Origin of the sequence: Rhodococcus sp. NPDC060084, assembly GCF_042730335.1 — a bacterium.
Lineage (GTDB): Bacteria > Actinomycetota > Actinomycetes > Mycobacteriales > Mycobacteriaceae > Rhodococcus.
The window spans coordinates 35,448-60,597 of sequence record NZ_JBHWWX010000018.1 but is presented as its reverse complement, the minus strand read 5'-3'; the positions used below and the strand labels follow the sequence as shown (position 1 = coordinate 60,597).

At 69.0% G+C, this 25,150-nt stretch carries 25 protein-coding genes and 1 pseudogene; 12 read left to right on the top strand and 14 right to left on the bottom strand.

The annotated features are described in order from the left end of the window. Positions 1 to 19 precede the first annotated feature (19 nt). The 4 genes from ACFWBU_RS12115 to pdhA are packed head-to-tail and all read right to left on the bottom strand — an operon-like array spanning position 20 to position 4,632. Positions 20 to 1,198 (bottom strand): MFS transporter, encoded by a 1,179-nt coding sequence (locus tag ACFWBU_RS12115; RefSeq protein WP_378528371.1) that lies wholly within the window; start codon positions 1,196 to 1,198, stop codon positions 20 to 22. Positions 1,199 to 1,244: 46 nt separating this feature from the next. Beyond that, the gene (locus ACFWBU_RS12110) at positions 1,245 to 2,537 is read right to left on the bottom strand and encodes a dihydrolipoamide acetyltransferase family protein (RefSeq protein WP_378528370.1); all 1,293 of its coding nucleotides are present in this window, start codon (positions 2,535 to 2,537) and stop codon (positions 1,245 to 1,247) included. Positions 2,538 to 2,551: 14 nt separating this feature from the next. After that, positions 2,552 to 3,535: an alpha-ketoacid dehydrogenase subunit beta gene (locus ACFWBU_RS12105; RefSeq protein WP_378528369.1), complete on the bottom strand. Its 984-nt coding sequence runs from the start codon at positions 3,533 to 3,535 to the stop codon at positions 2,552 to 2,554. After that, positions 3,532 to 4,632: a pyruvate dehydrogenase (acetyl-transferring) E1 component subunit alpha gene (gene pdhA / locus ACFWBU_RS12100; RefSeq protein WP_169652768.1), complete on the bottom strand. Its 1,101-nt coding sequence runs from the start codon at positions 4,630 to 4,632 to the stop codon at positions 3,532 to 3,534. The genes ACFWBU_RS12105 and pdhA overlap by 4 nt, the downstream gene beginning before the upstream one ends. Positions 4,633 to 4,796: 164 nt before the next feature. Between pdhA and ACFWBU_RS12095 the strand changes: the two genes are divergently transcribed. Further along, positions 4,797 to 5,270 (top strand): Lrp/AsnC family transcriptional regulator, encoded by a 474-nt coding sequence (locus ACFWBU_RS12095; RefSeq protein ID WP_169622465.1) that lies wholly within the window; start codon positions 4,797 to 4,799, stop codon positions 5,268 to 5,270. A gap of 29 nt (positions 5,271 to 5,299) precedes the next feature. Here the strand turns inward: ACFWBU_RS12095 and ACFWBU_RS12090 are convergent, their stop codons facing one another. Together ACFWBU_RS12090 and ACFWBU_RS12085 are read right to left on the bottom strand one after the other, a co-directional pair. Then, positions 5,300 to 5,770, bottom strand: coding sequence for a thioesterase family protein (locus ACFWBU_RS12090; RefSeq protein ID WP_296551499.1), 471 nt, complete (start codon positions 5,768 to 5,770; stop codon positions 5,300 to 5,302). Beyond that, the gene (locus ACFWBU_RS12085) at positions 5,730 to 6,917 is read right to left on the bottom strand and encodes a benzoate/H(+) symporter BenE family transporter (protein ID WP_169622523.1); all 1,188 of its coding nucleotides are present in this window, start codon (positions 6,915 to 6,917) and stop codon (positions 5,730 to 5,732) included. The genes ACFWBU_RS12090 and ACFWBU_RS12085 overlap by 41 nt, the downstream gene beginning before the upstream one ends. Before the next feature lie 122 nt (positions 6,918 to 7,039). Between ACFWBU_RS12085 and ACFWBU_RS12080 the strand changes: the two genes are divergently transcribed. Together ACFWBU_RS12080 and ACFWBU_RS12075 are read left to right on the top strand one after the other, a co-directional pair. After that, positions 7,040 to 7,876: a sulfurtransferase gene (locus tag ACFWBU_RS12080; protein ID WP_169622466.1), complete on the top strand. Its 837-nt coding sequence runs from the start codon at positions 7,040 to 7,042 to the stop codon at positions 7,874 to 7,876. 76 nt (positions 7,877 to 7,952) lie between these two features. Further along, the gene (locus ACFWBU_RS12075; protein WP_296551495.1) at positions 7,953 to 8,801 is read left to right on the top strand and encodes a DUF5995 family protein; all 849 of its coding nucleotides are present in this window, start codon (positions 7,953 to 7,955) and stop codon (positions 8,799 to 8,801) included. Positions 8,802 to 8,845: 44 nt separating this feature from the next. Here the strand turns inward: ACFWBU_RS12075 and ACFWBU_RS12070 are convergent, their stop codons facing one another. Further along, entirely contained in the window at positions 8,846 to 9,664 is an 819-nt protein-coding gene (locus ACFWBU_RS12070; RefSeq protein WP_169622468.1) for a shikimate 5-dehydrogenase, read from the bottom strand. A 90-nt stretch (positions 9,665 to 9,754) separates the two neighbouring features. Between ACFWBU_RS12070 and ACFWBU_RS12065 the strand changes: the two genes are divergently transcribed. Further along, complete coding sequence (locus tag ACFWBU_RS12065; RefSeq protein WP_378528368.1) at positions 9,755 to 10,537, top strand: enoyl-CoA hydratase/isomerase family protein; 783 nt, start codon at positions 9,755 to 9,757, stop codon at positions 10,535 to 10,537. A gap of 53 nt (positions 10,538 to 10,590) precedes the next feature. Here the strand turns inward: ACFWBU_RS12065 and ACFWBU_RS12060 are convergent. After that, a pseudogene (locus tag ACFWBU_RS12060) lies at positions 10,591 to 11,266 on the bottom strand (HNH endonuclease family protein). Positions 11,267 to 11,338: 72 nt separating this feature from the next. Next, entirely contained in the window at positions 11,339 to 12,112 is a 774-nt protein-coding gene (gene map / locus ACFWBU_RS12055) for a type I methionyl aminopeptidase (RefSeq protein WP_169652770.1), read from the bottom strand. 119 nt (positions 12,113 to 12,231) lie between these two features. Here map and ACFWBU_RS12050 point away from each other — a divergent pair, with 119 nt between their 5' ends. Beyond that, on the top strand, positions 12,232 to 12,498 hold the full coding sequence (locus ACFWBU_RS12050; RefSeq protein ID WP_169622471.1) for a helix-turn-helix domain-containing protein: 267 nt from the start codon (positions 12,232 to 12,234) through the stop codon (positions 12,496 to 12,498). Here the strand turns inward: ACFWBU_RS12050 and ACFWBU_RS12045 are convergent. After that, positions 12,495 to 12,833: a hypothetical protein gene (locus ACFWBU_RS12045; protein WP_169622472.1), complete on the bottom strand. Its 339-nt coding sequence runs from the start codon at positions 12,831 to 12,833 to the stop codon at positions 12,495 to 12,497. The two genes, ACFWBU_RS12050 and ACFWBU_RS12045, sit on opposite strands and share 4 nt — an antisense overlap. Before the next feature lie 131 nt (positions 12,834 to 12,964). Between ACFWBU_RS12045 and ACFWBU_RS12040 the strand changes: the two genes are divergently transcribed. Together ACFWBU_RS12040 and ACFWBU_RS12035 are read left to right on the top strand one after the other, a co-directional pair. Continuing rightward, positions 12,965 to 15,778, top strand: a complete 2,814-nt coding sequence (locus ACFWBU_RS12040; protein WP_296551574.1) for a DEAD/DEAH box helicase — start codon at positions 12,965 to 12,967, stop codon at positions 15,776 to 15,778. Beyond that, on the top strand, positions 15,778 to 16,500 hold the full coding sequence (locus ACFWBU_RS12035; protein ID WP_169622473.1) for an SWIM zinc finger family protein: 723 nt from the start codon (positions 15,778 to 15,780) through the stop codon (positions 16,498 to 16,500). The genes ACFWBU_RS12040 and ACFWBU_RS12035 overlap by 1 nt, the downstream gene beginning before the upstream one ends. A 28-nt stretch (positions 16,501 to 16,528) precedes the next feature. Here ACFWBU_RS12035 and ACFWBU_RS12030 read toward each other — a convergent pair whose 3' ends face one another. The 3 genes from ACFWBU_RS12030 to ACFWBU_RS12020 are packed head-to-tail and all read right to left on the bottom strand — an operon-like array spanning position 16,529 to position 18,969. Next, the gene (locus ACFWBU_RS12030; RefSeq protein WP_378528367.1) at positions 16,529 to 17,920 is read right to left on the bottom strand and encodes a DUF6297 family protein; all 1,392 of its coding nucleotides are present in this window, start codon (positions 17,918 to 17,920) and stop codon (positions 16,529 to 16,531) included. Beyond that, complete coding sequence (locus tag ACFWBU_RS12025; RefSeq protein ID WP_378528366.1) at positions 17,911 to 18,579, bottom strand: ATP-binding cassette domain-containing protein; 669 nt, start codon at positions 18,577 to 18,579, stop codon at positions 17,911 to 17,913. Before ACFWBU_RS12025 ends, ACFWBU_RS12030 begins: the two co-directional genes overlap by 10 nt. A gap of 54 nt (positions 18,580 to 18,633) precedes the next feature. Beyond that, positions 18,634 to 18,969: a DUF6412 domain-containing protein gene (locus ACFWBU_RS12020; RefSeq protein WP_378528365.1), complete on the bottom strand. Its 336-nt coding sequence runs from the start codon at positions 18,967 to 18,969 to the stop codon at positions 18,634 to 18,636. A 133-nt stretch (positions 18,970 to 19,102) separates the two neighbouring features. Between ACFWBU_RS12020 and ACFWBU_RS12015 the strand changes: the two genes are divergently transcribed. The 5 genes from ACFWBU_RS12015 to ACFWBU_RS11995 are packed head-to-tail and all read left to right on the top strand — an operon-like array spanning position 19,103 to position 24,540. Further along, entirely contained in the window at positions 19,103 to 20,635 is a 1,533-nt protein-coding gene (locus ACFWBU_RS12015; RefSeq protein ID WP_169622476.1) for a CoA-acylating methylmalonate-semialdehyde dehydrogenase, read from the top strand. Between the two features lie 11 nt (positions 20,636 to 20,646). Next, entirely contained in the window at positions 20,647 to 21,801 is a 1,155-nt protein-coding gene (locus tag ACFWBU_RS12010; protein ID WP_378528364.1) for an isobutyryl-CoA dehydrogenase, read from the top strand. Next, on the top strand, positions 21,798 to 22,862 hold the full coding sequence (locus ACFWBU_RS12005; RefSeq protein WP_378528363.1) for an enoyl-CoA hydratase/isomerase family protein: 1,065 nt from the start codon (positions 21,798 to 21,800) through the stop codon (positions 22,860 to 22,862). Before ACFWBU_RS12010 ends, ACFWBU_RS12005 begins: the two co-directional genes overlap by 4 nt. Further along, positions 22,859 to 23,767 (top strand): 3-hydroxyisobutyrate dehydrogenase, encoded by a 909-nt coding sequence (gene mmsB / locus ACFWBU_RS12000; RefSeq protein ID WP_169622479.1) that lies wholly within the window; start codon positions 22,859 to 22,861, stop codon positions 23,765 to 23,767. The genes ACFWBU_RS12005 and mmsB overlap by 4 nt, the downstream gene beginning before the upstream one ends. Next, the gene (locus tag ACFWBU_RS11995; protein ID WP_296551477.1) at positions 23,764 to 24,540 is read left to right on the top strand and encodes an enoyl-CoA hydratase; all 777 of its coding nucleotides are present in this window, start codon (positions 23,764 to 23,766) and stop codon (positions 24,538 to 24,540) included. Before mmsB ends, ACFWBU_RS11995 begins: the two co-directional genes overlap by 4 nt. 78 nt (positions 24,541 to 24,618) lie before the next feature. Here the strand turns inward: ACFWBU_RS11995 and ACFWBU_RS11990 are convergent, their stop codons facing one another. Then, a complete protein-coding gene (locus ACFWBU_RS11990) occupies positions 24,619 to 25,146 on the bottom strand; it encodes a MarR family winged helix-turn-helix transcriptional regulator (RefSeq protein ID WP_169622481.1) in 528 nt (175 codons plus the stop codon). Positions 25,147 to 25,150 lie beyond the last annotated feature (4 nt).

Genomic DNA, 25,150 nt, shown 5'->3' with positions numbered 1-25,150 from the left:
CACCCGGCGCCCACGCGGATCACCGCGTGGGCGCCGGTGTCGTCGGGGCCGTGAGCACCGGGGCGAGCAGCGCCGCGACGAGTACGCAGACGAGCGGCACCGCCATCGCCGTGGTGAGAGACGTCGCCTCGGACACCCATCCGATACAGGCCGGTCCCGCCAGGAACCCGAGATAGCCCAGACCCACGACGCGGGACATGTCCGCACCGGGCGACCCGGAGTCGAGATTGCCTGCCGCGGTGAACAGCTGGGGTACGGCACCGGACAGTCCGAGACCGAAGAGCGCCCACCCGGCGAGCGTCAGGGGGAGAACCGGCGACGCCATCACCGTACCCATGCCGACGGCCGCCATCAGCGTTCCGTACCGGATCACGCCGGCGCTGCCGATACGCGCGCTCACCCGGTCGGCGACGAACCTGCCGAGCGTCATCGTCGCGGAGAACGCCCCGAACGCGAGCGCGGCCACCGACGCCGGACTGTCGAGTCGCTCCTGGACCTGGAGGGCACTCCAGTCGTTGGCGACCCCTTCGCAGAGCATCAGCGCGAACGCGACACCACCGAGCAGCACGACCCGCCGGGAATAGCCGCCGCGTCGCCCGGACGGCGACCGGCGAGGAACGGGCGTGGTGCGCACGAGATGCCGCCCGGCCCATGCGACCAGGCATACCGCCACTCCTCCCGCCGCCGCAAGCGTGACGGGAGGACTCACCTCCATCGCGAGGGTGGCCGCACCCACCAGCGACCCGGCGATGCCCCCGGCGGAGAACACTCCGTGAAACGCCGACATGATCGGCCGTTCGTACCGTTGCTCGAGCACCACGGCCTGCGAGTTCATCGAGACGTCGAGTGCGCCGTTCGCCAGCCCGAAGACCGCGAGGGCCAGGCCGAGTTGCCACGGCGCGGTCGCGAGTCCCGGCCCGACGGCCACGACCGCCAGCGCGAGCGCCGACACGATCGTCGTGCGGTGGCTGCCGAATCGGTCGGCGAGCCGTCCCGTCACCTGCATTCCGCACAGCGCACCCGCCGCGAGCAGCAGCAACAGCGATCCGAGAGTCGCGTACCCCGTCCCGACCCGCTCCAGGATCACCGGGATGTGCACCACCCACATGGCGAGCAGGAACCCGTTCACGCCGAACACCGTGAACACCGCGACGCGCGCGCGGGCGAGCCGGGCGTTCTTCCGCACAGAATCGGTCACGCGGGCACGGTACCGATTTCGGCTCCCGAAGCCGGGCAACGGCTCGTTACGCGCCGCCGAGCAGCGCGGGCACCGGGTCTCCGAGGAAACGGCCGATCGCGGCGAGCGCCCGGCCGGCCTGCTCACCGTCGACGAGGCGATGGTCGAACGAGAGCGACAGGCTCGCGACCTTGCGGACGGCGAGTGCGCCGTCGATCACCCACGGACGATCCGCGATGGCGCCGACCGCGAGGATCGCCGCTTCGCCCGGGTTGAGGATCGGTGTGCCCGCCTCGATGCCGAAGACACCGATGTTCGTGACGGACACCGTGGAACCGGTCAACTCGGCCGGCGTCGCCCGGCCGGTCCGGGCGCGATCGGCGGCGTCGGCGATCGCACCCGCGAGGTCCGGGAGCGCTAGATGCCGGGCGTCGCGCACGACCGGGACCTTCAGCCCGTCCGGCGTGGCGGCGGCGATCCCGAGATGGATGTCGTGGTGGACGACTATCTCCTGGGCGGCGTCGTCCCACCGTGAGTTGAGCGACGGTTCCTCGGAGACCGCGCGCATCAATGCCCGGGCAACGACGGTCAGCGCGGTGAGGTGACGGCCGTCGAACGCAGGTTCGCCGCGCAATCGCGTCACGAGGTCGACTGTGGCCGTCACATCGCAGGTGAGGAACACCGTCGCGTGCGGTGCGGTGAACGCGCTGCGGGTCACAGCGTCGGCCGTGCGTTTGCGGACACCGCGGATCGGCACCCGGCTGGTGGCCGACGCGGGTCGCATTGTGTCCGTCTCGGTGTGCCCGGCATCGGGTCCTGCCGCGCGCCGGACATCGTCCCGGGTGATCGCCCCTCCCTGCCCGGAGCCCTCGACCTCCGCGAGATCCACCCCGAGCAGGGCCGCCTCCCGGCGCGCGCCCGGTTTCGCGTCCGGGCGGTGCGCGGGCGCGCCGGTGGTGCTCGACGAGGTCCCGGCAGAGTTGGTCCGTGTCGCGCGCCGGCTGACGGGTGCGGCGCCCGGGCCGTAGCCGACCAGCACCGCCGGACGCGCTTCGGCGGGCGCCTCGTCGGACGCCGGGGACGCCGCGGGTTGTGCGCCGTCCGACGGCTCCGCGCCGACCGCGATCCGCAACAGCGGGCTGCCCACGGGGATCGTCTGGCCCGGTGCGACGAGGAGTTCGGCGACCGTGCCGGCATGTGGCGACGGCAACTCGACGGTCGCCTTCGCCGTCTCCACCTCGCCGATGACCTGATTGAGCTCGAGGCGGTCGCCGATCTGCACCGACCACGACACCCACTCGGCCTCGGTGAGTCCCTCCCCGAGATCGGGCAGGCGGAACTCCTCGACGGACTGTGACATCGCCACTCCCTTCGTCATGCCGCGAGTGCGCGATCCACCGCATCGAGGATGCGGTCCGGGTCCGGCCGGTGGTGGGATTCGAGTTTTGCCGGCGGGTACGGAATGTCGAATCCGCCGACGCGGAGGACCGGCGCTTCGAGTTGGTAGAAGCAACGCTCGGCGGTCCGGGCGGCGATCTCGGCGCCGATCCCGCAGAACACCGGCGCCTCCTGCAGCACCACGAGGCGTCCGGTGCGGCGCACCGACGCTTCGACGGTGTCGAAATCGATGGGCGAGAGCGACCGCAGATCGATCACCTCGAGTGACCGGCCCTCGGCCGCAGCGATGTCCGCAGCCTGCAGGGCGGCGGGCACCATCGCGCCGAAAGTGACCACGGTGACGTCGCTTCCGGCTCGCAGGATGCGCGCACGGTCGAGGGGAAGATCGGGTCCGGTGTCCACATCGACCTCGCCGCGTTCCCAGTACCGGTGTTTCGGTTCGAGGAAGACCACGGGGTCGTCGAGCGCGACAGCCTGCTGAATCATCCAGTACGCGTCGGACGGGCTGCCCGGACTGACCACCCGGAGACCGGCGGTGTGGGCGAAATATGCCTCGGGCGATTCCGAATGGTGCTCGACCGCGCCGATGCCGCCGCCGTAGGGGATGCGGATGGTCAGTGGCGCGGTGACCGCTCCCGCGGTGCGGTAACGGATTTTCGCCACCTGCGAGACGATCTGGTCGAACGCGGGGTAGACGAATCCGTCGAACTGGATTTCGCACACCGGGCGGTAGCCGCGCAGGGCCATCCCGAATGCCGTTCCCACGATGCCGGATTCGGCCAGAGGAGTGTCCATCACTCGCGCTTCACCGAAATCCTTCTGCAAGGTGTCGGTGACCCGGAAGACGCCGCCGAGCCTGCCCACGTCCTCGCCCATCAGAATTACTTTCCGGTCCTGGTCGAGTGCGCGGCGCAAGCCGGCGTTGAGTGCCGCGCCGAGCGCCATCGTCGTGGTGGTCATCGCACTGCCTCCTCGTCGGCGCCGGTGAAACTCGCGAGATAGTCGGTGTAACCGGCACGTTCGTCCGCGAGCAGCGCATGGTCGGTGGCGTAGACATGGTCGAACATCGTCAGCGGATGCGGGTCGGGCAGTTCGAGCGTGCCGCGCCGCAACCGCGTCGCCGCGTCCTGCGCGGTCGTGTCCACGTCGTCGAAGAATGCCCGATCGGCAAGGTTTTCGCGTTCGAGGAGACGTCGCATGCGGTCCAGCGGATCGCGTACCTTCCACGCTTCGAGGTCTGCGGGTGTGCGGTACCTGCTCGGATCGTCCGATGTGGTGTGCGGTCCCATCCGGTAGGTGAGCGCTTCGACGAAGAACGGTCCGGAGCCTTCGCGCGCGTGCCGGGCGGCTTGCCGGGTGACCGCGAGAACGGCGAGGACGTCGTTGCCGTCGACCTGCACGGCGGGCATTCCGAAGCCCGCGGCGCGCTGTGCGAGCGGCACCGGGCTCTGCATCTGCGTGGGGGCACTGATCGCCCAGTGGTTGTTCTGGCAGAAGAAGACGACGCCGGCGCCCCAGCCGACCGCGAATCCGAGCGCCTCCGACAGGTCGCCCTGGCTCGTCGCGCCGTCGCCGAAATACACGATCGTGGCGATGTCGGCGCCGTCGAGCTTGGCTCCCATGGCGTAGCCCGTCGCGTGCAAGCCCTGTGCCCCGACGACGATGGCGGGATTGGTCGTGTTGACGGTGGCCGGGTCCCATCCCGAGTGGGCACAGCCGCGCCACAGGGCGGTCATGTCGGCGGGATCGACACCACGACACCAGGCGACGGCGTGCTCGCGGTAGCTCGTGAAGACGTAGTCGTCGGTTTCCAGTGCCCGGGCCGACCCGACTTGTGCGGCCTCCTGGCCCGTCATCGGCGCCCAGAGGCCGAGTTCGCCCTGGCGCTGCAGCGCGATCGCCTCGTTGTCGAGCCGGCGGACGACGACCAGGTCGCGGTAGAGGTCGCGGAGTCGGGCGGGTCCGATATCGGCGACCAGTCCGCTGTAAGCGGGGTTGTGGACGCGTTGCCCGTCGGGCTGGATCAACTGGACCGGGTGGGTCGTGGGTGCAACCATCGGGTCACCTCGTGGGTGCTGTCCGGGTGAGCCGGGTGGGCCGCGCCGGAATGTGAGTGGTGTACCTCACATGATCCACTTCTGGGACGAGTGCGCAATCGATGCGTCGCGCAGTGTGCAGGAAGCACGGTCGCCGGGCGGTTCGGGGTGGCACACTGCGAAGAATGACCAGTCTGGACGGGACGGACGCACGTTTGCTGCTCGAACTCGCTCGTACGCCGAGAGCAACCGGGGTGGAGTTGTCGCAGCGACTCGGACTCTCGCGCAACACGGTTCAGGCGCGGCTGAGCCGGTGGGAGTCGGAAGGGGTCCTCGCCTCGTTCGATCGCCGCGTCGACCCCGTCGCGCTCGGGTACCCGCTCGCGGCCTATGTCGCCACCCAGGTCGATCAGCACCGGCTCGACGCGGTCGTCGAGGAGTTGGCACAGATCCCCGAGGTCACCGAGGTGTACGGGGTGACCGGTCCGATCGACCTGTCGGTGAAGATCGTGGCGCGCGACGCCGACGATCTCTATCGGCTGGCGGAGCGGATTCTCGGGATTCCGGGCGTCGAGCGCACCGACATGTCGCTCGTGATGCGCGAACTCGTCCCGCAGCGCACCGAGCCGCTCCTTCGGCGTGCGGCCGGAGCCCGATAGCGTCGGCGGTGCGCTGCGCGCCGGTGACCCTACGTGGCGGTCGAGGTGACCAGTTGCATGACCGCTTTGCGGATCTGTTCGGGAATCGGCACCGGCCGCCGCGTCTGCATGTCGATGTACACGTGCACGAAACGGCCTGTCGCGGCGGGCTGCAACGAGCCTTCCGACTCGCGGAAGATGGCGAGCGAATAGGTGACCGACTGCGTACCGAGGCGCTCCACCGCGAGACCGACCTGGAGCCGGTCGGGGAACGACAGCTCGGCGAGGTAGCGGCACGAGGTCTCCGCAACCACACCGATCGCGTCGAGTTCCCGGATGTCGACCCCGGTCGTGGCCATGAGCCAGCCGTTCACCGCGGAGTCGAAGTACGAGTAGTAGGTGACGTTGTTGACGTGGCCGTAGTGGTCGTTGTCGGCCCACCGTGTCTGCATGGGCCAGAGCACCGGGAAGTGCTCCGGATCAGGTTGTGCGGCGGGTCTCGTCGGCTGACTGTTGCTCACTCCTCGACGATAGTGCTCCCCGGACGGCAAGTCCGATCAACAGCGCCCAGAATGCAGAACCGACGCCGAATATCGACAATCCGGATGCCGCGACCAGGAACGTGACGACCGCGGCCTCGCGATCGTGCAGGTCTCGGAGGGCGGCGGATAGTGCGCCGCCGAGGGTGGCCAGCAGCGCCAGCCCCGCCACGGTTTCGACGACTCCTGCGGGTGCGAGCGCCACCAGAGCGGCAAGGCCGGCCGAGCACAGGGCGAGCACCAGGTACGACCAGCCCGCGGACCACGCGGCCACCCAGCGGCGCTGCGGGTCGGGATCCGCGTCGGGTGCGGCGGCGAGTGCGGCACTGATGGCTGCCAGGTTGACGGCGTGGCCACCTGCGGGAGCACCGATCACCGTGCCGAGGCCGGTCACCGTCATCACCGCGCGCCACGGCGTCCGGTACCCGAACGAGTTCAGCACCGCGGTGCCGGGAATGTTCTGCGAGGCCATCGTCACGATGTAGAGCGGCAGCGCGATTCCCAGCAGTGCCTGCCACGTCCAGGCCGGTGCCGTGAAGTCGAGACGGGGAGCGAGGTCGGTGGGCGCGACGGCGGTCCCGGTACGGACGAGGTGCACGACGATCACCACCGTCGCCGCTGCGAACGCGCCCGGCACCGCCCATCGGGGCCGCACGCGTTGCAGGATCAGCCAGACCAGCGCTACCGGTGCGATGACCGCGGGGGAGTCGGCCAGTGCGGTGACCGGCGCCAGGCACAGCGGGACGAGGATGCCCGCGAGCATCGCCTGCGCGAGGGACGTGGGAATGGACGAGATCAGTCGTCCGAGCGTCGGCCAGAGTCCGGTCAGCACGACCGCCACGCCGACGACGACGAACGCGCCCACCGCCGCGGGCCAGCCTCCCACCACGACACCGGTACCCGCGAGCAGTGCCGCGCCGGGCGTCGACCACGCCAGCGTGATCGGAGTGCGATACCGGCGCGACAGCCAGAGGATGCCGGCACCCTGGGTCAGGCACAGTGCGGCCAGGCCCGAGGCGGCCTCTGCAGGGGAGGCGCCGACCGCGCGCAGGCCGGTGAGCACGACGGCGAACGAACTGGTGAAACCGACGAGTGCGGTCACGATTCCCGCTGTGACGGGCCGCGATATCGGTGACGTGCCGCCGGTCGGCGTCGCTGCGGCGTTCGGCGGGGATTCGGTCACGGAGCGGCATTCTGCCGGATCGCGCGTGGGTGATGCGGAGCGCTCGTGTTCCGTGCCAGGATCGAGACATGCCCGACACCAACGTGCTCATCTCGGCGTCCGACCTGGCGCACCTGATCGACATCGGGAAGCCTCCGGTGCTGCTCGATGTGAGGTGGGCACTCGGGGACTCCCACGGCATCGACCGGTACCACCGGGGGCACATCCCCGGAGCGGTCTACGTCGACCTCGATTCGGAGCTGGCGGATCCGCCCTCCCTGGAACGCGGCCGCCATCCGCTCCCCGATATCGGTCGCCTGCAGGACGCGGCACGACGCTGGGGCATCTCCGACGGTGATCCGGTGGTCGCCTACGACGCGTCCGGAGGACTCGCGGCCGCTCGCGCGTGGTGGTTGCTTCGCTGGGCGGGGCTCACGGACGTCCGTCTGCTCGACGGTGGGTTGTCGGCGTGGACCGCGGGCGGCCACGAGGTGGCCGCGGGTCCCGGGGAACGCCCTCATCCGGGGACGGTGTCGTTGAGTCCGGGGCACCTGCCGACTGTCGGCCCGGACGAAGTCGCGCGTTTCCCTTCGCACGGAGTTCTGCTCGACGCGCGGTCGTCGGCCCGGTTCCGTGGCGACGAAGAACCCGTCGATCGCCGGGCGGGACACGTTCCGGGCGCGGTCAGTGCGCCCACCACGGAGAATCTTCGCGACGACGGGTCGTTCCGCCCGCCGGATCAGCTCGCGGCGCGTTTCGAAAGGCTCGGTGTCACCGGCGGCGACGTCGCCGTCTACTGCGGTTCGGGCATCAACGCGGCCCACGAGATCGCGGCACTGGCGATCGTCGGGATCGACGCGGCCCTGTATCCGGGTTCGTGGTCGCAGTGGGCGGCCGATCCTCGGCGGCCCGTGGCGACCGGCTAGATCCCGGGCGTAGGGGGCGGCACGACGGATCCGCACGCACGTTCCATTGTTCCAACTTCTGTGTAAATTCGGAACAATGACGCATTTCGTACGGAGAAGTGTTGCCTTGTCCCTGAGTGCGGCAGCCGTCGCGGCTGCGGTCGCCGGAGCGCCGGCCGTGTCGGCAGCGCCCGCGGCACCCGCGCCGTCGGCCTGTGTGTCCACGGTCCCCACCGCCGACATCGCTGCGCTCACGGACCCCGCCGGGATCGAGACCTTCGACGACGCCAGGTCCCGTATCGCCGCGTTGCGGGAGGTGCTCACTCGTAGCGACGACTACCGCGGCACCTTCGTCCTCGCATTCGACGAGATTCTCGCGCTCACGGAGCCGACTCTGGACTCCGGCATCTACGACGACCCGGCGTGGGCGAATGCGCTGGCGGTCGAGGTGGTGCGGCTGTATCTGGCGAATCTGCACGAGCACGTCACCGGCGGTACCCCGGCGGCGCATTGGGCGGAGGCACTCGCCGAGACCGAGCGGTGTGACCGCAGCCCGGGCCGCGTCCTGGTCGGCGCCGTCGTCGCACACCTGGTGATCGATTTCCCCGAGGCGCTCGTGACCATCGGATCCACGCCCGAGCACACCCGGGACTTCTACACCTTCGGTGGTGCCCTTGTCGATGCCGCGCCCGTCATCGCCGACGAGTTCGAGGTCACCTACGGCACCGATCTGCGTCCGTTCTTCACCGGGTGGTTCGTCGGTGATCTGCTGGGCGAGACGGAGACGACCACCTTCATGTTCCAGTCGGCGCGAACAGGGGCGTGGGTCAACAACTTCGGACTCCAGAACCCCGACACCCACGACCTCACCCGGCAAGGGATGAACGTGGCCTTCGAGGCGGCGAACGTCGTGCTCGACGGGCTCGAAGCAGTCGGCACCATCTGAGCGACCGCGCCCGGGTCACGGCCGCCGAGGGTGGGCGGTGGTGGTCAGGACCGTGAGTACTCGGACGCGCGCCTCACCTGATCCGGTGTCGGTGTGACACCCGTATAGAGGGCGAACTGCAGGGCTGCCTGGAGGGCGATCACCTCGTCGCCGGTGATCACCGGGATTCCCTGCTCGCGGGCGAACCGGACGAGGGGCGTCTCGGGCGGCACCGCGACCACGTCGAAGACGACGGTGGCAGCGGCGACGACCTCCTCCGGGACGGGGAGACGATCGGCTTCCGGCGCACCGGCCATGCCGACCGGCGTGGCGTTGACGAGCAGGCCCGGCGGTGTCGCGGAGGCGTCCGCACGCCAGTCGTATCCGTACTTGCGGGCGAGAGGGCGGCCGGTGCGTTCGTTGCGCGCCACCACGACGCCCTCGGCGAAACCGCTGTGCCGCAGCGCCGCCGTGACCGCTTTCGCCATACCGCCGCTGCCGGTGATCGTCACCGGCAGTGAGGAATCCACGGCATGGGCCGCCAGAAGATCGGTCACCGCTTGGTAGTCGGTGTTGTAGGCATGGAGGATGCCGTCGTCGTTGACGATCGTGTTGACCGACTCGATCGCGCGTGCGGAATCGTGCAGGACGTCGACGAGCGGCAGGACCGCTTCCTTGAACGGCATCGATACCCCCGCGCCGCGGATACCGAGTCCTCGGATCCCGGCGACCGCGTCCTCGATATTCGTGGGCGCGAACGCCTTGTAGACGAAATCGAGTCCGAGTTCGTCGTACAGGTAGTTGTGGAATCTGGTTCCGATGTTGCTGGGGCGGCCCGACAGGGAGATGCACAGGCGGGTGTCCTTGGTGATGCGCGAGAGCATCCCTCCACCGTAGTGGTGGTGTTCGGCGCCGCTACGACAACCACATGAACACGCCATTCTCTTTTGGCGAGAATCGTATATGCTGCGGCCATGGGAGACGACCTCGGTGCCGGTGGGTTGAGATTCGAGCGGGAAGGCGCGATCGGCTGGTGCATCATCGACCGTCCCGCGGCCCGGAACGCGTTCACCCCCGCGATGTACTACGGCCTCAAACGGGCGGTTCGGCTGGTCAACAGCGACCCCGACCTCGCGGCCCTGATCATCACGGGCGTCGACGACGTCTTCGCGCCCGGCGGTGACCTCGGCGGCCGGTCCGAACCCGGCGACGATCTGCCCGAAGGGCTCGCCGGCAACGATGTGGTGCCGTTCCTGACCATCCGGGACAGCCGCGCGCCGGTGATCTCGGCGGTCAACGGCATCTGCCAGGCCGGGGGACTGCTCGTCGCGATGATGTCGGACATCGCCGTGGCGAGCGAACGGGCCACCTTCCGCGTCCCCGAACTGCTGCGCGGCATCCCCGACGCGACGTTCGCGGCGGCGCTGCCCGCCCACGTCGGAATCGCGGCGGCGCGTGACCTGCTCCTGTCCGCGCGTCGCTTCGACGCCGCAGAGGCACTGCGGCTCGGTGTGATCTCACGCGTCGTGCCGCACGACCAACTGCGAGTGGCCGCGCTGACCGCGGCACGCGAGGTGCTGCAGACCGCGCCGCTCGCGCGCGCCCAGGTCAAACGCATGCTCAACGAGCGGTACGGGCAGTTCGACTATCAGACGATGTTCGGGTCGCTCGAGACGTCCCCCGAACCGCGAGAAGGCATGCGCGCCTTCATGGAAAAGCGTGACCCCGAATGGATTCCGCAGAATCTCCCCGTATGACCCGAGCGGTGCCCTCCCGGCGTCGTCGCTGCGGCCGGCGGAACATGTCGCTGTCACGGGTCGGGGCACGACCCGGCGGCGTCCGCCAACGCGCGATGGTCGCCGGATGTGATCGGTAGTCCGTATCGCACTGCGACAGTGAGGTATCGGCCTGCGAACCAACACCGATATCCCGCGCGGTGGCACCCAGTGCGCGGGGGTGTGGTCGCTCTTGTCCTCGTTGGCCGGTCCGTCCACCGCGACGAGGTTGTACGCGATGTCGTTGGCGAACTGTCGCCGCAGATCGGCCGGCCACCGTGCCGCGCCGAAATCCCACGCGGCCGCCAGCGGGTAGATGTGGTCGACGTGCACGGCGCGCGCCTCGGAACGGCGAAAGTCCACGCGCGCACCGGTGTACGGATCGTGGAGAGTTCCCGAGACGACGACGCACGCGTCGGTGCCCGGACGGAACGCCGGTTCACGGAGGTCGCGTGCGAGCACGTTGTTCCGCGTGTCGCACCCGTCGTGACCGCCCTCACCGTCGTGGTCGTCCGACCACGCCGGGCCGAACACGCATCCTTCGCCCGGCCCGCAGCCGCGCTCGTATCCGCTTTCCCGCGGCCGGTCCGGCCACACGGTCACCTGCCCGAGCAGTGCCGCCAGTTGCTCTCGCGGCGGGCTACCGGGCACCGGGTCGTCGGCCGGATCGGAGACGCTCCGGAACCAGGACGTCCCGATAGCCGCCACCACGACCCATATCCACCACTTCGTTGCGCGTCCCCCCGGCACCACGGCATGGTGACAGCGCGCACCGACAGGGGGCTACCGGTCGGCCGGTGCGGTGAGAACCTGTGGACCGTCGTCGGTGATCGCCACGGTGTGTTCGCTGTGCGCGGTGCGGGAGCCGTCGGCGGAACGGATGGTCCAGCCGTCCGGGTCGAAGACGATCTCGTCCGTGGTCGGTGTCCACCACGGTTCGAGTGCCAGGGTGAGGCCCGAGCGCAGCACGAGGCCGCGTCCGGCGCGGCCGGTGTTGGAGACGTGCGGGTCTTCGTGCATGGTGCGGCCGAGGCCGTGGCCACCGAACTGGGTGTTGACGGGATAGCCGTATTCGGCGGCAACCGCGCCGATGGCGGCCGAGATGTCGCCGAGCCGGTTGCCCGGCTGCGCGGCGGCGATACCCGCCGCGAGTGCGCGTTCGGTGGACTCGATGAGGCGGCGATCCTCGGGCCTCTCGGTTCCGACGACAACGGTGCGTGCGGAATCGGCGACCCATCCGTCGATCGAGACGGCGATGTCCATGCTGAGCACGTCCCCGTCCTGCAGCACGTAGTCGTGCGGCAGTCCGTGCAGCACCGCGTCGTTGACCGACAGGCAGATGACGTTGCGGAACGGACCACTCCCGAACGACGGCGCGTAATCCCAGTAACACGACACGGCGCCGCGCTCGGCGATCAGATCACGCGCCCGGTGCTCGAGGTCGAGGAGGTTGACGCCGGGTGCGGCTCGCTGCGCGAGGTCGTCCAGGAGGCCGGCGATGAACGCGCCGGTGGTGCGCATCGCGTCGATCTCCCGCGGGGTTTTCAGTTCGAGCACTGCACGTGTCCTTCCGGAAGGGCTTGTCAATCTTGGTATAAAAATACCAGACCCGGACCGTTGCTCGGTATTTTCATACCGGACCCGTCGTCCGACGCGACTCCGATACGCTGGCATCCATGGTGCGTCTCCCGCTGTCACCGCAACAACTCGCCGCCGGTAAACGGCTCGGCGGGCTCCTCCGTGAGGCACGACGCGACCGCACGCTCGCCGACGTCGCCGCATCCGCGGGGATCTCTCCGGAAACGCTGCGGAAGATCGAGACCGGCAGGCTGGCGACGCCGGGGTTCGTGACCGTCGCCGCACTGGCACGCGCACTCGCGCTCCCACTCGACGACCTGGCGCGGGTCTGCCTCGACGCCGAGGAATTCGAGGATGCCGGCTAGATCGAGCGCCGGTCGCCGCCCGACGCGGGGAAACGCGCGGCGCTGATCGATCCCACGGTGGCCCCGTCGTGTCCCACGATCCACGACCCGCCCGCCTCCGAGCACTCCGCGATCTTGTCGAACACATTGAGAAGGAAGAAGATCGCCTCCTGCGACGACGCCGTGGTCGCGAGCCGGTGCGACTCGCCGGTCCTGGTGCCGTCCAGCCACACCCCGCAACGTCCGTCGAGGCGAAGCGTGGTCACGTGATCCCAATCGACGAACCCGTACTTCACCTGTTCCCACGGCGTGCGAGTGCTGGGCGTCTGTTCGAGAACCTGCACCAGAATGGACATCGCGGCTCCTCGGGGGTTCGGATGTGTACCGACCAGTGTGCTCCACGTGTTCGGTGCCCGACCGGCAGTTGCGGTGCGAAAGCGAGAACCCTGCCATGAGCCGCCCGGACGCGGCTGGCACCATGGAGGGCATGTTGCACGGGCTGTGGTCACCGGGATCAGGCCTGATGCTGTGGCGAGATCCCGCGGTCGACGCCGACGACGAGGCATTGCCGTCGGCGCTGCGGCGATGGATCGACCGGCCGTTCCGGCACCGCGTGGAATTGACGCTCCCGGGTGACGCCGCGCCGCGAGTCGTTCCCGCCGTGGCTGTGGCGCCACCCGACGCCGCCGCACTCCTCCTCGATCTCCCGCGACGCCCGAGTGGCGTCGCGGGTGACCTGCGGTACCTCGCGCACGTGGCTCGCGGCATCGAACGCTGGGCGCAGGCAGGTCGCGTGGCCCCCGAACTCGTCCGCGCCGAAAAGCAGTGGTGGGCGCGATGGCAACTGCTCGGCGGGGAGAAGAATCGCGCGTGGTCTGCCGAACTCGCCGCCGCGATGCCTCCCGTGCAGCGTCAGCTCGGTCGCCCGTCGGCATTACTCGACAACATGTGCGAGGAGCTGACGGACCCGATCGTCCGCGCCCTGCACGGCTCGTCGACGTCGCTGCATCCGCTGGTCGCGGCGCTCGCGGAGGGCCGTCCGCACCCCCGTGGCACCCAGCGAATGGCGGACGCGCTCGACGAATGGCGCGCCAGCCTCGCCGGGTACGAACCCGACCTCGTGCTGCGTCTGGCCGAACCGGAGGACACCGATGACGACACCGACATCGGTGTGGCCGCGTTGTGGCGGCTGGAAGTCTGCCTGCGCTCGGAGGGGCAGGCGCCCGTGCCGGTGACCGTCGACGGCACCGATCCGCATCTTCTGCAGATCGCGATCCGCAAGCTCGGCGCCGCGATCACCGCCTACCCGAGGCTTCAGGACGTGCCGCGCGACGTCGATACCCTCGACCTGCTGCTGCCCACCCCGGTCGTGATCGACCTCGTCGAGCACGGCGCGCGTGCGTTGCAGGCGGCGGGCGTCGCCCTTCTGCTGCCGCGGGCCTGGGCGACGGTCGATCCGTCGTTGCGGCTGCAGGTCGACTCGCCGGTCGCGCCCGTGAGCGCCGACGACAGCGTCGTGGGGATGAGCGCGATCGTGTCGTACGAGTGGCAACTCGCGGTCGGCGACATGCTGCTCACCCGCACCGAGATGGAGGAACTGGTCGCCGCGAACAGCGACCTGGTCAAGCTGCGTGGCAAGTGGGTGCGGGCCGACGCCGAGGCACTCGCGCAGGCCGCGCGCTACGTCACGGCGCATTCCGAACGCGACGCCACGCTGGGATCGCTGTTCGCACAGTTCACCGGGGAGGACGCCCCACCGGTCGAGGTCACCGACATCGCCGCGTCCGGCTGGGTCGAGACGTTGCTCGACGGCCAGGCTCAGCCCGAGGAGATCGCACCGCCGGCCGGACTGGTGGCAGAACTGCGCCCGTACCAGCAGCGCGGTCTGGAGTGGCTCGCGTTCATGAGCCGGCTGGGACTCGGCGCGGTCCTCGCCGACGACATGGGGCTCGGCAAGACCGTGCAGGTGCTCGCCCTGCTCGCGCACGAACGCGAGGCCGGAACCGCGGGCGCTCCGACACTGCTCGTGTGCCCGATGTCGGTGGTGGGCAACTGGCAGCGCGAGGCCGAGCGATTCGTCCCGGACCTGCGTGTCTACGTTCATCACGGCGCACAGCGACTGCGGGGAGAAGCCCTCGCGGCGGCTGTGGCCGGCGCCGAACTGGTCGTGACCACCTATGCTATCGCCGCCCGCGATGTCGCGCAGCTTGCCGAACTGCCTTGGCGCCGTGTCGTTCTCGACGAGGCGCAGCACGTGAAGAATACGGCGACCGCGCAGTCCCGGGCCACCCGCGCCATCCCGGCGGCGCATCGCATCGCCCTCACCGGCACCCCCGTGGAGAATCGCCTCGAAGAACTCCGCTCGATTCTCGATTTCGCGAACCCGAGGTTGCTCGGCAGTGCTGCCTCGTTCCGCGCGCGATTCGCGGTACCCATCGAACGCGACCACGACCCGGTGGCGGCCGCGCGACTACGCGCGCTGTCTGCGCCGTTCGTGTTGCGGCGCGTCAAGACGGACCCCGACGTGATCTCCGATCTTCCCGAGAAGTTCGAGCAAACGGTCCGGGCCAATCTCACGGCCGAGCAGGCTGCTCTCTACCGCGCGGTGGTCGACGACATGATGCGCAAGATTCGCGACAAGGAAGGCATGGCGCGCAAGGGCGCCGTCCTCGCGGCGCTGACCAGACTCAAGCAGGTGTGCAACCATCCGGCGCACTACCTCGGTGACGGGTCGCCCGTGCTGCGGCGCGGCCGGCACCGCTCCGGCAAACTCGGACTGGTCGAGGACATCGTGGAATCGGTGCTGGCCGAAGGCGAGAAAGTCCTGCTGTTCACGCAGTTCCGCGAGTTCGGTGAACTCGTGGCACCGTACCTCGCCGAACGGTTCGCGACGACGGTGCCGTTCCTGCACGGGGGTGTGACCAAGTCGAAGCGCGACGACATGGTCGCCCGGTTCCAAGGGGACGACGGTCCGCCGATCATGTTGCTCTCCCTCAAGGCGGGCGGCACCGGGCTGAACCTGACGGCCGCCAATCACGTCGTGCATCTGGACCGGTGGTGGAACCCGGCGGTGGAGAACCAGGCCACCGACCGCGCATTTCGCATCGGCCAGCAGCGGAACGTGCAGGTGCGCAAACTCGTGTGCGTCGGCACCGTGGAGGAACGAATCGACGAAATGCTCACCGGGAAGCAGGAACTGGCCGATCTCGCGATCGGGGTGGGAGAGAACTGGATCACCGAGCTGTCCACCGACCAGTTGCAGTCCCTGCTGTCCCTCGGCGATGAAGCGGTGGGTGACTGATGGCGCTCGGCAACAGGGTCGAGACCCGCACCAAACGCGGTGCGATCGGCCGTAGCTGGTGGTCGAAGGAACTGATCTCGACCATGGAACAGGTGGCCGACAAGGCCCGGCTGACGCGGGGTCGCGCGTACGCGCGTTCCGGTCAGGTGGTCTCGATGCGCATCGAGCCCGGTGCGGCGGTAGGCGAGGTCCAGGGCAGTCAGTTGCGCCCGTTCACCTCGACGGTGACCGTGCGCCGGCTCGACGACGACGCGATCGACGAACTGATCCGGGAGGTCCGGGCTTCCCCGGGCATGCTGGCGCGACTGGCCGGAGGAGTGCTCCCCGAAGAGCTGGGTTCCCTCCTGCTTCCGCGGCGCGCGGGGGAGTTGGACTTCGATTGCACCTGCCCCGACGACGGCTGGCCCTGTAAGCACGCCGCGGCGGTCGCGTACCTGCTTGCCGAACACGTCGACGAGAAGCCGCTGGACGTACTCACCCTGCGCGGAGTGGATCTGACGACGCTGATCGGCGGTGTCGACGCCGCCGTCGCCACCGACACCGCTGACTTCTACGGCGAAGACACCGAACTCCCCGATCTGCCCACGGAACGGTTCCGGCCCGCGATCGAAGACCTCGACCCGATGCTGCTGCGCCGCGCGTTGCGGGCGGGGGGCACCGACGAAGCCGTCGTCATCCGTGCGATGACCGACCTCGAGGACCTGTACCGCCGATTGCGCTGAAGACGGTACCGGGATCGTCGGCGCGTACTCAAAGAATCAGTGCCAGAAGAAGTCCCGCAGCGACAAGACCGTCGGGCCCACGCATCCACTGCCGGATCAGGTCGACGGGTACCTGGCCGACGGCGGTCTCCAGCACGAGTCCGTCGTATGCGGTGGCGGGGCGGGTACGCAGCCGGTAGACCGCGACGCAGGCTCCCGCAGCGACGATCGCGGACACGGACGGCGACCACCCCGTCGCCGCCGCCGTCATCGCCGTCACCGCAGCGGCGGCGCACGCCGGAACCACCATCAGCGGCCGGTACAGGGCACGATCGGCAGCGCCGAGCATCGCTCGCAGGTCCGGCTTGCTCGCCAGGTCGCGTAATCCGGTGCTGAACACCAGAGTCGCGGCGTACACGGCCGACAGTTGCACCCAGCCCGCCACGACCGGCTGTGTCGTCGTGCCCAGCGCCCAGGTAGCGCAGACGGCGACGGCGGTCGCCGCGAACGGTGACGGACGGCGCAGATTCCGGAGCAGGTCGGCGCGGAGGAGTGCGCGAGTCCGGCCGGGCGGCAACGCCCGTGAGCGCCGGGCGGCGACACGTTTCCAGGCGGCTGCGTCGTGGACGCCGACGACGAGCGTCGGGTCCAGGCCGACCAGGGAGGTTCGGGCTGCCGCGGCGATCGCGGCGCGTTCGTTCAACTCCGCCGCCGTGATGCGGCCGCAGCGGAGCAAGGCGGCGCAACACATCACCAGGGCGGGCACCGCGAGGACTGCCGCCGGAGGCCAGTTCGCGAACACCGGTACCACTGTTCCGGTCGCGCACACCGCCGCGACTGCTCCTCCCAGTGCGGCGGTGAGGATCTGCACCGCCGGCAGCGTGCGAGTCGGCAGGACCCGCGCTTGGACGAGGAGCGCGAGGGCGGCGATGCCGAGCCCGATCACCGCCCCGCACGCGGTCAGGGGTAGCCACTGCTCGACCGTTCCGGCGAACGCAGCCAGCCGTCCACCGGCTGCCCCCGCGCCCGCTCCGGCGGCGAACACCGCTACGACTCCGGGACGGAGCATCGCCGCCCGGTCCACCGGGGTGGACAACAACCAGAACGCGCGTTCGGCGCTCGCGGTCAGAGGTCCGAGCGCGCGTGCGACCGCGATGCCCGCGACGAGCACGGCTGCGCCCACCACCCAGGCCCAGCCCGGGTTCCAGGACGCTGCATCCCAGTTACGACCGGCCGTGGTGTGGAGCGACCCGATCAGGGAGGTCGGCGGACGAGTGGCACACCACCACGCGAGCCCCGAGGCGACATAGGCACCCAGCGCCGACAGCACCACGATGCCGACCCGATCGGTCCGGGGCGCATGAACACGGCCGAACCCCCGCCTGGCCTTCCGAAGCGCACGGGCACCGGCAATCGCCGGAGCCCGTTCGGTCAGCGCCACGAGTCGGCGTCCACGGTGTCGTCGGCGACGGCTGCCACCAGGTCCGGATCGTGCGAGGCAAGGACGACCGCGCAACCGCGAGCCTTCTCGTCGGCGATCCGCCCGGCGAGCCATGCCCGTCCGGCGGGATCGAGATGGTGTTCGGGTTCGTCGAGCACGAGCAACCGCCGAGGACGGACGAAGGCCGATGCCAGCGCCAACCGGTGGCGCTGACCGCTGGACAACGTGACCGGCAGTTGATCGGACGCGTCCGCAAGGCCGACGTCGCACAGCGTTCGGCTCGCCACACCTGCGGGGTCGGGCACTCCGTGCGCGAGGGCGACGAGTTGCAGATGCTCGTGGGCCGTCAGATGCGCGAACGTGGCGACGTCGCCCAGGACGGATGCGACCGCTGCGCGCTGGGCGGGTGAGGATTCGTCGGCCGCGGAACCGTCGATCGTGACAGTGCCTCGATCGAGACGGTCGGCGCCCACCAGGCACCGCAGCAGAGTGGATTTCCCGGCGCCGTTCGAGCCGGTGACCGCGCAGCATGTCCCCGCGGCCACGTCGACATCGACGGCGGTGAACACGAGCAGGTCGCCGAACCGGCGTTCCGCGTCGCGGACGGAGAGAACGTGGCTGTCGCGCCGTGCCGAGGCGCGTTGGGATGATCTGGGCACAGGGACTCCCGGTTTTCCTCGTGAGGGGTGTGGTCGCGAGGAAGCAGGGACCGGTCAGGCGAAACGAGACGTCGCGGCCCCTGCACCGGGGCTGGGCGCTCGCGGACGCGGGCGCCCAGGGGCATCGGGACGTGATTGCCGCCGGAACGCGCCGCGCAGCCGTTGTTCCGCCACGGTGGGCCCGCGAGGTGTGCGGGACAGTCCGAACAACAGATCGTCGGTGCGCCGGACGGTGAGTGCGGCGACCACGACGAGGGTGACGAGAACACCGGCCAGTAGCGAGCCGAGCGTGTCGCCCGGGACGGCGGGAGAGAACGCGAGTAGCGAGACCAGCGCCCACAGCAGCAGGAACCCGAGCACATCGGTGCTGTTCCTCCGCGTGCGGGTCATGATGCGGAGCGTAGCGGACGGGGTGTGACCCTGGACATACATGGACTTCCAACTATAGGATGAGCGAAGACTTCGGGTTCTTCACGGCTGCCACGACGCAGCCACCACTATCGAGCAAAGGACGGGTTCGCGCATGAGCATTCGAGAACTGACCCACTTCGTCGGCGGCAAGCACGTCTCCGGCACATCCGGCCGTTTCGCCGACGTCTTCGACCCCAACACCGGCGAAGTCCAGGCGCGTGTTCCGCTCGCCACGCGCGCCGAAGTCGAGAACGTGATCGCCGACGCCGAAATCGCACAGAAGGAATGGGCGGCGTGGAACCCGCAGAAGCGGGCTCGCGTACTGATGCGCTTCCTGCAACTCGCCCAGGACAACATGGACGACCTCGCCCGGCTGCTGTCGAGCGAGCACGGCAAGACGATCCCCGACGCAAAGGGCGACATCCAGCGCGGCCTCGAGGTCGTGGAAGTGGCGCTCGGCGCTCCGCACCTGCTCAAGGGTGAGTTCACCGAATCCGCCGGTACCGGCATCGACGTGTACTCGATGCGCCAGCCGCTCGGTGTGGTCGCGGGCATCACCCCGTTCAACTTCCCGGCCATGATTCCGCTGTGGAAAGCCGCTCCGGCGCTCGTGTCCGGCAACGCCTTCGTCCTCAAGCCCTCCGAGCGCGATCCCTCGGTGCCGCTGCGCCTGGCCGAACTCTTCCTCGAAGCCGGACTGCCCGCCGGCGTGTTCAACGTCGTCAACGGCGACAAGGAAGCCGTCGACGTACTGCTCGAGGATCCCCGGGTCAAGGCCCTCGGATTCGTCGGGTCGACCCCGATCGCCCAGTACATCTACGAGACCGCCGCGAAGAACGGCAAGCGCGCCCAGTGCTTCGGCGGCGCGAAGAACCACGCGGTGATCATGCCCGACGCCGACCTCGACCAGGTCGCGGACGCGCTCGTCGGTGCCGCATTCGGCTCGGCCGGCGAGCGCTGCATGGCACTGTCGGTTGCCGTCCCCGTCGGTGAGGAGACCGCCGACCGGCTCGTGGCCAAGCTCCAGGAGCGCATCGCCGAACTGCGTATCGGGACGAGCTTCGACGAGAAAGCCGACTTCGGTCCGCTCGTGACGGCCGCCGCCCGCGACCGTGTCCACAACTACATCGCCCAGGGCGTCGAGGAAGGCGCCGAACTCGTCGTCGACGGCCGCGGTTTCGTGCTCGAGGGCAACGAGGGTGGCTTCTTCTCCGGCGCGACCCTCTTCGACCGGGTCACCACCGACATGTCGATCTACAAGGAAGAGATCTTCGGTCCCGTGCTCACCGTCGTGCGCGCACGCGACTACGAGGAGGCACTGCGACTGCCGTCCGAGCACGAGTACGGCAACGGTGTCGCGATCTTCACCCGGGACGGTGACACAGCCCGCGACTTCACGACCCGCGTCCAGGTCGGCATGGTGGGCGTGAACGTTCCCATCCCGGTTCCGATCGCGTACTACACCTTCGGTGGCTGGAAGGCGTCGGGCTTCGGCGACCTCAACCAGCACGGGGCGGACGCATTCCGCTTCTACACCAAGACCAAGACCGTCACGCAGCGCTGGCCGTCCGGTGTCAAGGAAGGCGATATCGAGGGCGCTCACGTCGCGGACACCGATCACTTCGTCATCCCGACGATGAACTAGGCGGTACGCCGATGTTCACCCTCTCCGACGACGACAAGGCGATTCGCGACACCGCCCGCGACTTCGCCTCCGAGTATCTGGCACCCCACGCGGTGGAATGGGACCAGAACAAGCATTTCCCGGTCGACGTGCTCCGCAAAGCCGCAGCGCTCGGCATGGGCGGAATCTACGTCCGCGAGGACGTGGGCGGATCGGGGCTTCGCCGCCTCGACTCCGTCCGCATCTTCGAGGAACTCGCCACGGGGTGCCCGTCCATCGCCGCGTACATCTCGATCCACAACATGGTGACGTGGATGATCGACAAGTTCGGCGACGACGACCAGCGCCACCGCTGGGTGCCGAAGCTGACCTCGATGGAACATCTCGGTAGCTACTGCCTCACGGAGCCGGGCGCCGGCTCGGACGCCGCCGCGCTCAGCACCAAAGCGGTGCGCGACGGTGACGACTACGTGCTCACCGGAGTCAAGCAGTTCATCTCCGGCGCAGGAACATCCGACGTGTACGTGGTGATGGCCCGCACCGGCGACACCGGTGCGCGCGGCATCTCGGCGTTCATCGTCCCCAAGGACACGCCGGGCCTGTCGTTCGGTGCCAACGAGAAGAAGATGGGCTGGAACGCGCAACCCACCCGCCAGGTGATCCTGGACGGCGTGCGCGTGCCGACCGCGAATCTCCTCGGCACGGAGGGCGGCGGATTCCGTATCGCCATGCACGGCCTCAACGGCGGCCGCCTCAACATCGCCGCGTGTTCCGTCGGCGGTGGCCAGGCCGCGCTGGACCGGACGGTCGCCTACCTCGCCGAACGCAAGGCGTTCGGTGACCGGTTGCTCGACTCGCAGGCGCTGCAGTTCCGGCTCGCGGACATGCGTACCGAACTCGAAGCGGCACGAACCCTGCTGTGGCGGGCCGCCGACGCCCTCGACACCGGTGCCCCGGATGTCGTGGAGCTGTGCGCGATGGCCAAGCGCTTCGCCACCGACGCCGGGTTCGAGGTCGCGAACGATGCGCTGCAACTCCACGGTGGATACGGTTACCTGGCCGAGTACGGGATCGAGAAGATCGTGCGCGATCTGCGCGTGCATCAGATCCTCGAAGGAACGAACGAGATCATGCGGGTGGTCGTCGCGCGCAGCGTGGTGGCCGCGGCGCAGAACGGAGCGCAATGACCGGGCACGAACCCGAGGTCCTCGTCGAGGCGAAGAACGGACTGGGACGCATCACCCTCAACCGACCCAAGGCGATCAACGCGCTCAACCACGACATGGTGCGTGTGATGGCGGAGACGCTCTCGGCGTGGGAATCCGACGACTCGGTCCGCGCCGTTGTCCTTCGTGGCGAGGGGGAGCGAGGACTGTGCGCCGGCGGCGACATCGTGTCGATCTATCACGACGCACGTGACGGCGGCACCGGCTCCCAGGAGTTCTGGCGCGACGAGTACATCCTCAACGCCGCCATCGGCCGTTACGCCAAGCCGTACGTGGCGATCATGGACGGCATCGTCATGGGTGGCGGCGTAGGGGTGTCCGCACACGGCAACGTCCGGATCGTCACCGAACGCTCGACGATCGCGATGCCGGAGACCGGTATCGGGTTCATCCCCGACGTGGGAGGGACCTACCTGCTCTCTCGGACACCCGGCGAGATCGGCACCCACATCGCGCTGACGACGGGCCGGATGAAGGCGGGCGACGCCATCGCGCTCGGCTTCGCGGACCACTACGTGCCGTCCGACGCCCTCGACAAGTTCGTCGCAGCGCTCGAGACGGGTTCGGTCGACGACGCGCTCGCCGAATACTCCCAGCCGGCACCGGATTCGGCGCTGCTCGCGCAACGCGACTGGATCGACGCCGCATATTCCGCGGACACCGTCGAGGAGATCGTCGAACGCCTGCGCAGCAGTGATGTTCTCGAGGCTCGCACCGCCGCCGAGCAGATCCTCGGAAATTCCCCGGTTGCTCTGAAGGTTACGCTGCGTTCGCTTCGTCACGCACGGCAGCTCGGCAGCCTCGAAGAGGTACTGAACGAGGAATTCCGGGTGTCGTCCGCCTCCCTGACCTCGCACGACCTCGTCGAAGGCATCCGTGCCCAGGTGGTCGACAAGGACCGCACTCCGCACTGGTCGCCCGCGACCCTCGCCGACGTCACCGCTTCCGACGTCGACGCATACTTCCAGCCGCTCGGCGACCTCGAACTCGGGCTCGCCGCTCCGAAGGAGAACGACCGATGAGTGAACTCCCCAACGTCGCCTTCCTCGGTCTCGGCCACATGGGTGGGCCGATGGCCGCGAACCTCGCGAAGGCGGGGTACTCGGTGACCGGGTACGACCCGGTGCCCGCCGCGCAGGAGGAAGCAGCGAAGAACGGCATCACCGTCGTCGGGTCCGCACTCGAGGCCGTCCCCGCTGCCGATGTCGTGATCACCATGCTGCCCAACGGCACGCTCGTCCTCGATCTGTACGACGAAATCCTCGGAGCCGCAAAGCCCGACACGCTCTTCGTCGACAGCTCCACGATCGACGTGGCCGATGCACGCGACGCCGCCGGTCGTGCACAGGCCGCCGGTCATCGTGCGATCGACGCCCCGGTGTCGGGCGGTGTGGCCGGTGCCGCCGCGGGCACGCTGGCCTTCATGGTCGGAGGAACCGAGGAGGACTTCGCAGCCGCGCAGCCGCTCCTCGACGTGATGGGCCGCAAGGTGGTGCACTGCGGCGGGTCGGGCAACGGCCAGGCTGCGAAGATCTGCAACAACATGATTCTCGGCGTCTCGATGATCGCGATCAGTGAGGCGTTCGTGCTCGGCGAGAAACTGGGACTCGAGAATCAGGCGCTGTTCGACGTGGCGTCCAACGCCTCGGGCCAGTGCTGGGCACTGACGAGCAACTGTCCGGTTCCCGGCCCGGTGCCTACGACCCCGGCCAACAACGACTACCAGCCGGGCTTCGCCGCTGCCCTGATGGACAAGGATCTCGGTCTGGCGTCGAACGCGGTGCGCTCCAACGGGGTCGAGGCCGAACTCGGCCTCCGTGCCGCCGAGCTCTATCATCGGTTCAACACCGGTGGTGGTGGCGGGCTCGATTTCTCCGCCATCATCAACGACATTCGTGACCGCTCGAACGCAGAGGACAGCAAGTGACCGATTTCGAGACCATCCTGCTCGAGCGCAAAGGCCGCGTCGGCGTCATCACGCTCAACCGGCCCAAGGCGCTCAACGCACTCAACAGCCAGTTGATGCGCGAAGTGGTCGCGGCGGTCGAAGAACTCGACGCCGACCGTGAGATCGGGGCGATTCTGCTCACCGGGTCGGAGCGGGCGTTCGCGGCCGGCGCCGACATCAAGGAGATGGCACCCAAGACCTTCTCCGAGGTGTACGCCGAGGACTTCTTCTCGGAGTGGGACCGGCTGTCGTCCGCTCGCACCCCGATCATCGCGGCCGTGTCGGGTTACGCACTCGGGGGCGGCTGCGAGCTGGCGATGTTGTGCGACTTCATCATTGCCTCCGACACCGCCAAGTTCGGCCAGCCCGAGATCAAGCTCGGTGTCATTCCCGGCATCGGCGGCTCGCAGCGTCTGACGCGCGCGGTGGGCAAGGCCAAGGCGATGGACATGTGCCTGACCGGACGCAACATGGACGCGGAGGAAGCCGAGCGCGCCGGGCTCGTCTCGCGGGTCGTCCCTGCCGACGAACTGCTCGACGTCGCTCTCGACGCTGCCACGACCATCGCGTCGATGTCGCTGCCGGCCGTGATCATGGCGAAGGAGGCGGTGAACCGGTCGTTCGAGACGACCCTCGCCGAAGGCGTGAGATTCGAACGGCGCGTGTTCCATTCGACGTTCGCCACCGCCGACCAGAAGGAAGGCATGGCGGCTTTCGTGGAAAAGCGCACGCCCGATTTCAAGCACGCCTAGTTCGCAGCGAGAACGACGACGCCGCCCCTTCCCCGAGGAAGAGGCGGCGTCTTCTCGTGTAGCACGGCCGTCCGGTGCTCACCACTTCGAGGGCGTGCCCCCGGTGTCGAAATCTCCTGCGTCGTGACGCATCGTCGCGAGGATGCTCAGCAGCGTGTCGATCTGTTCGGACGGGATCCCGGGACGCGCGAACACTTCGGTGTTGAGTTTTTCGGTGGCCTCTATCGCGAGCGCGCGACCGTGGTCGGTGAGTTCGATGAGCGTTGCGCGCCGGTCGCTCGGGTGCGGGGTGCGTCGCACGAGACTCGCGGCCTCGAGTCGGTCGACCGCGTTGGTCACGCTCGTCGGGTGCACCTGCAGACGCGCACTGGCCTTCGCCATGGGGAGAGCCCCGGCCTTCGTGAAATGCAGCAGCGTCAGCAGTTCGTACCGGGCGAAGGTCAGACCGAACGGTTTGAGGACCTCTTCGACACGGGCCATCATGATCTGCTGCGCACGCATCACCGAGGTCACCGCGGCCATGCCGTCCGCGACTTCGCCCCAGCCGTGGGCCACCCACTGACGGTGGGCTTCGGCGATGGGGTCGAGGGGAAGCGGTGCGGGCATGTGT

Coding starts and splice junctions, on each gene's coding strand:
- ACFWBU_RS12110 (WP_378528370.1), bottom strand. CDS start 2,537: ATGTCACAGTCCGTCGAGGAGTTCCGCCTGCCCGATCTCGGGGAGGGA.
- ACFWBU_RS12105 (WP_378528369.1), bottom strand. CDS start 3,535: ATGACCACCACGACGATGGCGCTCGGCGCGGCACTCAACGCCGGCTTG.
- pdhA (WP_169652768.1), bottom strand. CDS start 4,632: ATGGTTGCACCCACGACCCACCCGGTCCAGTTGATCCAGCCCGACGGG.
- ACFWBU_RS12095 (WP_169622465.1), top strand. CDS start 4,797: ATGACCAGTCTGGACGGGACGGACGCACGTTTGCTGCTCGAACTCGCT.
- ACFWBU_RS12080 (WP_169622466.1), top strand. CDS start 7,040: ATGCCCGACACCAACGTGCTCATCTCGGCGTCCGACCTGGCGCACCTG.
- ACFWBU_RS12075 (WP_296551495.1), top strand. CDS start 7,953: ATGACGCATTTCGTACGGAGAAGTGTTGCCTTGTCCCTGAGTGCGGCA.
- ACFWBU_RS12070 (WP_169622468.1), bottom strand. CDS start 9,664: ATGCTCTCGCGCATCACCAAGGACACCCGCCTGTGCATCTCCCTGTCG.
- ACFWBU_RS12065 (WP_378528368.1), top strand. CDS start 9,755: ATGGGAGACGACCTCGGTGCCGGTGGGTTGAGATTCGAGCGGGAAGGC.
- ACFWBU_RS12050 (WP_169622471.1), top strand. CDS start 12,232: ATGGTGCGTCTCCCGCTGTCACCGCAACAACTCGCCGCCGGTAAACGG.
- ACFWBU_RS12045 (WP_169622472.1), bottom strand. CDS start 12,833: ATGTCCATTCTGGTGCAGGTTCTCGAACAGACGCCCAGCACTCGCACG.
- ACFWBU_RS12040 (WP_296551574.1), top strand. CDS start 12,965: ATGTTGCACGGGCTGTGGTCACCGGGATCAGGCCTGATGCTGTGGCGA.
- ACFWBU_RS12035 (WP_169622473.1), top strand. CDS start 15,778: ATGGCGCTCGGCAACAGGGTCGAGACCCGCACCAAACGCGGTGCGATC.
- ACFWBU_RS12020 (WP_378528365.1), bottom strand. CDS start 18,969: ATGACCCGCACGCGGAGGAACAGCACCGATGTGCTCGGGTTCCTGCTG.
- ACFWBU_RS12015 (WP_169622476.1), top strand. CDS start 19,103: ATGAGCATTCGAGAACTGACCCACTTCGTCGGCGGCAAGCACGTCTCC.
- ACFWBU_RS12010 (WP_378528364.1), top strand. CDS start 20,647: ATGTTCACCCTCTCCGACGACGACAAGGCGATTCGCGACACCGCCCGC.
- ACFWBU_RS12005 (WP_378528363.1), top strand. CDS start 21,798: ATGACCGGGCACGAACCCGAGGTCCTCGTCGAGGCGAAGAACGGACTG.
- mmsB (WP_169622479.1), top strand. CDS start 22,859: ATGAGTGAACTCCCCAACGTCGCCTTCCTCGGTCTCGGCCACATGGGT.
- ACFWBU_RS11990 (WP_169622481.1), bottom strand. CDS start 25,146: ATGCCCGCACCGCTTCCCCTCGACCCCATCGCCGAAGCCCACCGTCAG.